Below are 2,500 nucleotides of genomic sequence, written 5' to 3'. Positions count from 1 at the left end.
CACTCCCGAAATTTGATATTGCTGAGCAATCGCTTCATCAATTCTAACATCATTTGCATACGCATTTTTATCATTAATAACATTTAAAGCTTCTTGCTTATCTAAACCTGAAGCTTCAGCGATAGTAGCAAGTGTATCCACATCGCTTAAATTTTTCGATTCAGTGAAATATGCAAAAAGTAGATTTTCTGTAATCTCTTTTTCTTTCCCTTGATTCTTTGCAAACTTCGCAAGACGATGCGCATCAAAAGTATTAGTCGGCTTCATCTCATCAAAATTAAAACTTAAACCCATACTAGCTGCATGATTTCCTAACTGTACGTTATTACGCTTAGCTTCTTCAATACTAATTCCATACTTTGATGCAAGTACTTCATTAATACTTGTTCCAGAATAGATTGGAGCATTTTGGTCTAATTCAAAACTTTTAAACTCAACTTCAACATCCTTCTTATATGGAAATTGCTCTAAAGCCATCTCTAATCTACGTTTCCCAATATAGCAAAATGGGCATACAAAATCCGACCATACTTCAATTTTCATAAAAACACCTCATTAACATTTAGTTTTCAATCATTGTAGCACTGAGATTAAGGAATTCAAAAGTTTTTGCTCTATCTCCTTCATATAGTACATACAAAAACACACTTATAGCAGAATACCTAATTAACAAAAAAAACGATAATCAAAAGGATTAACTATTATCCCTCCGATTATCGTCTATATAAATGCAACAACTTTAATTATGCCGGAATATACTTCCCTACGAACTTCCATACAGTATTCCAATATTTATTCGAATCTACTTTCTCCGCTTCTCCATGTCCAGCACCTGGAACAATTAATTTCTCTTTTTCTACTTTTGCAGCATTATATACTTCATCTAACATTTCAAAAGGAACGAATGTATCAGCATCCCCATGAATGAATAACATAGGTGTTTTACTTTTCGCTACTTGTTTTACAGCTGAAGCCTCTTCTAAATCGTAACCAGCTCTTAATTTAGTAACCATATTTGCCGCATTCATAACAGGAAACTTCGGTAAATGGAATAAATCTTTTAGTTGATAAGTAAATTCATCAATAACAGTTGAGTATCCACAATCTTCAATAATAACTTTAACATTAGAAGGTAAATCTTCTCCTGAAGTCATCATTACAGTTGCCCCGCCCATTGAAACACCAAATAGAGCTATTTCAGCATTAGGGTCTTTCTTCAAGATTTGTTGAATCCAAATCAAAACATCTTTACGATCATGCCAGCCCATACCAACATAATCCCCTTCACTATTTCCGTGTCCACGAAGGTCTGGTGCTATGACATTATAGCCTTGTTCATAAAAGTTACGAACATATTTCGTCATTTCTGATGCTCTACCATTGTATCCATGAACTACAATTGCCCATTTATGACTGGATGGTTCATTCATATATTCATAACCTTTTAAATTTAATTTATCGAAAGAACGTATAGTTAATGTGTTAGGTTTATACTTCGATACGAAGTTTGCATTCTTTTCTTCATTTGCAGCCAATACATCTCCCGACGCATTTACCGTTTCTACTAAATGAGGATTATCTTGCAAAAATTCTTTTTCTTGTTTCGCATTTAACGCGTAGTTATAAAAATAATTCCCAACTAACATATACACGATTACTAGCAGGACTAAGACTACTATAGTAATTATACTTATCTTTTTCATATTATCTCCTTTTCTAACTTAAATCTTCTTATATTAAAGTACATCAAAAACAACTGTACTATTTTAACACACTGATGAATCCTATCTTTAAGAAATAAAATAGAAAATCTTAAATTACATATAAAGAATCACGAAAGAAATTGAATAAAACTTATATAGCTACGTACTCAAAAACCTTTTTGAAAAGCGAGAAGCACTTCAAAATATTTAGCTTTGAAAAGAAGTTATAAAACACAAAAAAGACGAGTCATTCTGACTCGTCTTAAAGTTGCTTGGCGACGTCCTACTCTCACAGGGACAAGGTCCCAACTACCATCGGCGCTAGAGAGCTTAACTTCCGTGTTCGGTATGGGAACGGGTGTGACCTCTCTGCCATCATCACCAAACTATGAAGGCATATTCCTTCAAAACTAGATAACATTTGCTTCATATTATATGGTTAAGTCCTCGATCTATTAGTATTCGTCAGCTCCACATGTCACCATGCTTCCACCTCGAACCTATCAACCTGATCATCTTTCAGGGATCTTACTAGCTTACGCTATGGGAAATCTCATCTTGAGGGGGGCTTCATGCTTAGATGCTTTCAGCACTTATCCCTTCCGCACATAGCTACCCAGCTATGCCCTTGGCAGAACAACTGGTACACCAGCGGTGCGTCCATCCCGGTCCTCTCGTACTAAGGACAGCTCCTCTCAAATTTCCTACGCCCACGACGGATAGGGACCGAACTGTCTCACGACGTTCTGAACCCAGCTCGCGTACCGCTTTAATGGGCGAACAGCCCAACCCTTGGG

General features: G+C 36.1%; 2 protein-coding genes and 2 rRNA genes (2 of these 4 running past the window's edge). All 4 read right to left on the bottom strand.

The annotated features are described in order from the left end of the window. Positions 1 to 543, bottom strand: partial view of a DsbA family oxidoreductase gene (locus BC_RS01555; protein WP_000687954.1) — the 5' portion only. The gene continues 189 nt to the left of window position 1, outside the view; the window shows 543 of its 732 coding nt (coding positions 1-543); its start codon is at positions 541 to 543; the stop codon falls past the left edge of the window. A gap of 200 nt (positions 544 to 743) precedes the next feature. Beyond that, on the bottom strand, positions 744 to 1,703 hold the full coding sequence (locus BC_RS01550) for an alpha/beta hydrolase (protein ID WP_000723973.1): 960 nt from the start codon (positions 1,701 to 1,703) through the stop codon (positions 744 to 746). A 270-nt stretch (positions 1,704 to 1,973) separates the two neighbouring features. After that, a 5S ribosomal RNA gene (gene rrf / locus BC_RS01545) occupies positions 1,974 to 2,089 on the bottom strand. A 49-nt stretch (positions 2,090 to 2,138) separates the two neighbouring features. Then, positions 2,139 to 2,500 (bottom strand): 23S ribosomal RNA (locus BC_RS01540); it runs 2,560 nt beyond the window's last position.

The organism is Bacillus cereus ATCC 14579 (assembly GCF_000007825.1).
GTDB lineage: Bacteria > Bacillota > Bacilli > Bacillales > Bacillaceae_G > Bacillus_A > Bacillus_A cereus.
This window is presented reverse-complemented; position numbering and strand designations above follow the sequence as displayed.